The 5,597-nt window shown below is 40.1% G+C and carries 4 protein-coding genes; 2 read left to right on the top strand and 2 right to left on the bottom strand.

Annotated features, from left to right (window positions below):
• Positions 1 to 436, top strand: a 436-nt coding sequence (locus N475_RS16535) for a calcium-binding protein (RefSeq protein ID WP_155730811.1), incomplete at its 5' end; no start/stop codon positions are given.
• Positions 437 to 646: 210 nt separating this feature from the next.
• Here the strand turns inward: N475_RS16535 and N475_RS16540 are convergent.
• Together N475_RS16540 and N475_RS16545 are read right to left on the bottom strand one after the other, a co-directional pair.
• A complete protein-coding gene (locus N475_RS16540; RefSeq protein WP_063355310.1) occupies positions 647 to 1,141 on the bottom strand; it encodes a hypothetical protein in 495 nt (164 codons plus the stop codon).
• Between the two features lie 204 nt (positions 1,142 to 1,345).
• On the bottom strand, positions 1,346 to 1,840 hold the full coding sequence (locus N475_RS16545; protein WP_063355309.1) for a hypothetical protein: 495 nt from the start codon (positions 1,838 to 1,840) through the stop codon (positions 1,346 to 1,348).
• Positions 1,841 to 2,154: 314 nt separating this feature from the next.
• On the opposite strand from N475_RS16545, the gene N475_RS16550 reads away from it, so the two are divergent.
• On the top strand, positions 2,155 to 5,597 hold a 3,443-nt coding region (locus N475_RS16550), incomplete at its 3' end, for a calcium-binding protein (RefSeq protein ID WP_487246440.1).

Consider the following 5,597-nt stretch of genomic DNA (forward strand, 5'->3'; position numbering starts at 1 on the left):
ATATGGCAAAGACACTTACCTGTTCAATGCGGGCGATGGACAAGACACGCTCACCGATTTAGGTGGGGTGGATAATATCGTTTTCGGGGAAGGGGTCTCGTTAGATATGCTTGCGGTGAAACAAGAAGGAAGGGATCTGATCATTATAGTTGATTCTAGTGCTGGCACTGATCAAGTCACCATAAAAAATGGCTTAGAGAGTAGTTATGCCATAGAAAATATTTCACTCTTTGATGGTACCAGTGTAGACATTAGTACATTACCGAAACTGGCGACTGGTAATGCAGATAATCACAGTATGCTGACCTCAGAATTGCTGATACAGGCAATGAGCAGTTTTGAACCTAATGAGTCTGCGGCAAGCAATATACTGGACGACTCATTTGATTTGAGTGGTGATTTATTGGTGACTAGTATAGTTAATCGAGTTAAGTAAAGGTGAGTTGATGCGTCAGGTATTTGGGGCTTTAGTATCATTTACCTGATGCTTATCTATATAAATATAGAATTTGGAGAGTCAAAAAAGAAATTGATGGAATAGAAGTTTTGCACAAAGCTGGTATGAAAGGGGTAGCAATGCCAATCAGCATTGAAACCCCTTCATAGTCAATGCTGATTAGTGTAAGTATTTACTTATAATATTGGATTATCGTATATCAAAAGGAGGTTTGATTATACCTACATCTCCATCACGACAATCAAGATCCATATAGAATTGATTGATCATATTAGGACCGCCTACGCGAGTCTCTCTTATACCTTTGATAATACCGTAAGGCCTTGTGTTGTATAGCGGTAGAATTCTATCGACATAATTATTATTTGAATCAGTGAAGTATGTGGATTCTACGGTGAAGTCTTCACCTGGTACATAAGCACCACTGTTTGTGCTGTATACTTTGAAGTTCCAAGTGTTGTGGCTGTATTTATACGGCTGACCAGGGTATAGCCCTGCAAGCTGTGAAGTAACTCTGTGAGATTCATACATAGTTCTTGAGTTGATGCACCCAAATGTTGACTGTATTTTAAACTCATTGCCCATAACAGCTGCGTACCAAGTTTTCTTTTGAATGTTGTAATAAGCTGACGCGCTCATGCTTGATAAGGCTAAAGCAGAGAGTATGAGTGCTTTAAACTTCATTATTATTTTCCTTTTTAGAATTAAAGTGGCTTTTTTACTTTGTGTTTTTTAAAAGTGACGTTTGAATAAAAATCGCCATTGCAATATCGCAATGGCGTACTTTTATAAACAGGGTTTAATAAAGCGTACCCAACTAAAGTAGTTGGTATGTTAGACGCTAAAAATTACTCTTTTATTAATTTTTTATTTTTAAGTGTTTGATAATTAACGTAAGTCAATAGGTGGTCTAATGATGCCGCCATTACCTTTATTACATTTTAGATCTAGCGTAAATTGCTCGATCATGTTTGGGCCACCGACTAGATTTTGTCTAATACCTTGAATAACACCATAAGGGCGATGATTAATGATAGGCAGTGTTCTATTTAGATAATTATTATTCGAATCTGTGAAATAATCAGTGTCTACCATAAACTCATTACCAGGTGCGTATGCATCACTATTGTTACTATAAACTTTAAACTGCCAAGAGTAATGGTTTCCTTGATATGGCTGCCCTGGGTAAAGGCCTGCACTAATGGACTTTATTCTATGTGACTCATACATAGTATATGGGTTAACACAACCGAAATATGACTCAATCTTAAGGTAGTTCCCCATAGCGGATGAATACCAAGTCTTCTTTTGTACATTGTAATACGCTGATGCACTCATACTTGATAATGCCAAAGCAGAGAGAAGTAACGCTTTAAGTTTCATATTTGTTTTTTCCTTTTCAAGATTGAAATATGTAAATGGTAATTTTCAGAATGTGACTATTCGAAAGAGTGGGATTCGAAAAATCAGAATGATGCATATATGTTTATAGTGATAAATACTTTGCTTATTTATAAATAAGTTGTCAAGTTAAGTTTTTATTGTAATAAAATATTAGTATGCTTCGTCATTGAACATAGAGTAATAATTAAAAACAAATCTATTGTCTTAAGCTTTGTCACAAATCAAAACAACAGTTAAATATAAGTTTATTTTTGTGACGATGAAATTTAATCCTAACCGTAAAGGAATACTAAATGAACTTTAATAATTTAGTAAAAGCAATACTTGACTCAAAGGGGCTAGGCTGGGCAGAACTGAATGCTAATCTCGCCGTACTAGACTCTACACTGCAAAGTTACAGCAATGGTAATGCTGGCGTTGTTGACGTGTTCTTAGCAACTGCCGATGTATTAGTGGCAACAGCAGGTTTACTGGGAGCGGACACTTTGCCCGGTGTAGTGTTTAATTTGGAAAGTATCAAACGAAACTATGAGAAGTATAAAAGAGAGAAGGAAGCCGGCGTGGTTGGCAATGACACCATTGCCGCACTTGTCGCTTCATCGGCTGCTTTAGTAAATGATATTACAGATGCATTAAAAACTCGCCATCCAGGTTTTGCAGCCGCAGCAGTCATTTCATCTATCATAACCACAGTCGCTAAGTATATATCAGTTAATGCTTCAACAGCGGCTCAAATTACAGAGCAGCTGCGACAAGAACAACAGGGTATGATAGACATTATTCAAAATCAGCTGTCAAGTCGCAAACAAACTGTACTTGATCAATATGAAGCACTAGTTCGTCAAGAAGCTGCGCTGGCTGGTGTTGACCCTGCTATGGCTATTGATAGTCAGTTTGCTTCTGACGTTAATGGCTTAATCAATGATCTAAACAACGAGATAAACTATAAAATACAACAAAGCCTCGAGTTGCGCATTGATTTAAGCCATGCTGAAATTGAAGAGCTTAAAGATCAGTACATTGGTGAGTTCAACACCATTTTAGGCGGTTATGGAGATGGCGGTAGAGTAACAGAGCTTCTCAATACATTTTTGGGGATTAGCGTTAAAAACTCGCGTACCAAAATCATCAACCAAGCAGAAAGTGATTTTGCTGCTGAACTCAATGGTCAAGGAGACGTAAGACAAAAAACCTCTGAATTTACAGACTTAGTTCGTCAGGCTTTTGGTCAAGCAAACATAAAAAATGGCAATGCAGACAACTATGTGAATCAATGGTTAGCGCGATATGAAGGCGCACTTTCTGGTACCAAGTCTCGTATTCTATCAGAGTTGAGCACTTTTAAAGCACAGGTGCTTAATGGCGGCATACTTTTAGTTGAAGAGATAAATGAAGATTTGGTTGGTCAGTATATGACCAAACAGAATGAGTTGAACTCGGATTACTTAAGTGCTGAAACTATTGCGTCCGAAGAGCAGTTAGCCTTGATGTATGTTGAGTTAGGTGGCTTGGTCGTAGATGATAAAAAGCGCTACATGTCATCTATTTGGAGTATGCATAAAGATTCAGCAGAAGCGCTGAGGCACAAAGCTCAACGCTTGGCTGCTCAGGCAGATATGCAAGAAGGGGTAGATGTCCCTGATTCTCTTTTTAATCAACTTGGTGAGTTGTACTCAGAAATAAATGGCCATATTGAGCTTTCTCAATCGGCAGTGAGCAATGTTTTAGGTAATTACCTTGAAAATCTGAGTAGTTTTGGCACCTTTATTTCAAATACGAATGCATACATAGAAGCTGAAATTAACCGCCTGGATGCAGGTTTCAGCAATATTATTGCGCTACTTCAAGACATTATTAGTCAACTCGAAAGCTTGTTAGAGCAACCTCCAGAAGAAGAACCAGATGAAGACGGTGATGGCATACCTGATGATGAAGACCCTGATGCAGATGGCAATGGTATTCCTGACAGCGAAGAAGATCCGAACAATCCCTCGGAAAAGGACAGTGATGGAGATGGGATCCCTGATCATTTAGACCCAGATCGAGACGGTGACGGCATTCCAAATGAAGATGATCCAACGCCTGATGGTGGCTCAGATGGGGGAGATGGTGGAACACCAGGTGACCCAGCAGAGGAAGGTAGCAATAACGCAAATCGACGCAGGCGTATTGACCCGTTGATTCTTGATCTGGATGGTGATGGACTCGAGTTTATCAGCCTAGATCAGAGTCAGGCAAAGTTTGATTTGACTGGTGATGGATTTGCGACACATACATCTTGGGTAAAAGGCGACGATGGCTTTTTGGCTTTAGACAAAAATGGTGACGGTAAAATCAATGACATAACAGAACTCTTTGGAAGTGAAGATGTTACTGGTTTTGAAGAGCTCAGTGCCTTAGACAGCAATGGTGATGGAGTTATTAGTGCGCAAGACGCTGCGTTTAATGATTTACTAATTTGGCAGGACTTAAATGGTGATGGTCATTCCTCGGCGAATGAAATTAGTCGTTTATCAGATTTTGGGATCACGGAAATTAGCCTAACGCGCAGTGCGGTTGGGAGTGAATCAAATGATGTCATATTGGATGAGATTGGAAGCTATGTGCGCACCGATGCGAACGGTAATCAAACAAGTCATATTCTTGGGGATGTGCAGTTTACCATTAGAGCCACATACTCTGAGTTTGTAGGTGAAGTGACGTTGACACCAGAAGCGATTGCAACTGGTAAGGTAAAAGGCTACGGCCTGATGCCTGACTTAGATATTGCAATGAGCCTAGATTCAGAATTTTCACAAGTGGTAATGGACACATTAACGGGCCTTACCAGCGAAAATATATTTGAGCGATTCGATGCCATGCTAATTAGTTGGGCAAATGCAGAAGCATTAACGCTTGAAGATATCGACAGCATGCCAAATTTATCTGTGGGAGAAGATGGCAAAGTGCACTTTGCTCGGGCAGGTGTGTCACTTAGCTTAGCTCAATTAGGAGTGATTAAAGCTTACACCGGAATAGATAATTTAGAACTTAATGACGGAGAGTGGGCTGGTAATGGTGGTATGCAGTACACAGGCCGACTTTACGAGCAGGCATGGAATAATATCCGTAGCAATCTACTAGTAAAATTTGCCGTTAGTCAGGGGCTTACCAAAGATATTCTATATACGCTTGATTATGACTCAACCACAGATCAACTGCACGTCCCGTTTGATATGTCGGTCAGTACAGAGCGTATGTTTGAGCTAGCTTTACATAAGCAAGGTGCCCTGGATTCTGGGAAAAAAGCAGCAGATTTATTGTTACTTGCCAGCATTCTGAACCAATTTGACAATGATTTCTCAAGTAATGCATCTGGACTAATAATTGAAGCATTAGGTAAAGCAAGCGGAGAGGCGCTTACTTGGCTTGCAGCAAATAATACGGTCGTATCATCGCTTGTGAGTGGCGTAATTTTTGGAAGCACAGTAAATGCGACCAATGGAAACGAGTTAATTTTTGGTACCGACTTGGCAGATCAAATTAGTTCGGGTGAAGGTGCTGATATAGTTAGAGCTGGTGATGGAGATGATGTTATTACATCTGGGTCAGGTGCTTCAAAGTTATACGGTGAGGGAGGCAACGACACTATCAAGGGAGGTAATGGCAATGACATTCTAGATGGCGGTGCAGGGGACGATACCCTTGTGGCACGCTACGGTCACAACACCCTGATTGGGGGCGAAGGCAACGACAC

The organism is Pseudoalteromonas luteoviolacea DSM 6061, from assembly GCF_001625655.1.
GTDB classification, from domain to species: domain Bacteria; phylum Pseudomonadota; class Gammaproteobacteria; order Enterobacterales; family Alteromonadaceae; genus Pseudoalteromonas; species Pseudoalteromonas luteoviolacea.

Excerpts from the sequence above, each read along its gene's own strand:
- N475_RS16540 (WP_063355310.1), bottom strand. The coding sequence starts at position 1,141 with ATGAAGTTTAAAGCACTCATACTCTCTGCTTTAGCCTTATCAAGCATG.
- N475_RS16545 (WP_063355309.1), bottom strand. The coding sequence starts at position 1,840 with ATGAAACTTAAAGCGTTACTTCTCTCTGCTTTGGCATTATCAAGTATG.